This window comes from Stenotrophomonas sp. YIM B06876, assembly GCF_030711595.1.
GTDB lineage: Bacteria > Pseudomonadota > Gammaproteobacteria > Xanthomonadales > Xanthomonadaceae > Stenotrophomonas.
This window is the reverse complement of the sequence record NZ_JAUJUJ010000563.1, coordinates 1-432: the sequence shown is the minus strand read 5'-3', so window position 1 is coordinate 432 and position 432 is coordinate 1. Positions and strand designations below refer to the sequence as shown.

General features: G+C 54.6%; 1 protein-coding gene. It reads left to right on the top strand.

What is annotated here, in order from left to right; translation table 11 throughout:
* Window positions 1-282 (top strand): hypothetical protein (locus tag QZH66_RS18475; protein WP_305807241.1); only part of this gene is annotated, 282 nt, incomplete at its 5' end.
* Window positions 283-432: the final 150 nt, after the last annotated feature.

Here is a 432-nt window from a genome sequence, read left to right as displayed (position 1 = left end):
CGCGGCACGGGCCTGCATGCCGCCTACGACACGCGCCAGATCTTCACCGACCGCTATCCCCATGGTGCGCACACCGTGCTGCCGCCTTGGGACTTCGTGCCGCGCAAAACCGATGGTGAGGTGTTCCGCGCCAAGCTGCAGGCCTTCCTGGCCCCTTTGCGGGCGCAGCAGCGCCCGAGGCCACAGCCGCGCCCAAAGCTCCCAGCGGTGGCTCTGATGATGCAGCTGCCGCCCGATGAGCGGCTGAAGCTGGCGCAGCGCTATGCTGCCCGCGTGGCCTGAGCGTTAAAATCAATCGTCATTAGTTGTCAAATAAGCAAAAGTCAAAAATCATGCCAATATATTGAAAATGCAGTAAAAGCATTTAAAATACGACAACTTGCTTTTAAAATTCGTTAAATGCTGTTAAATTGCATTAACTTTTAGATCAAT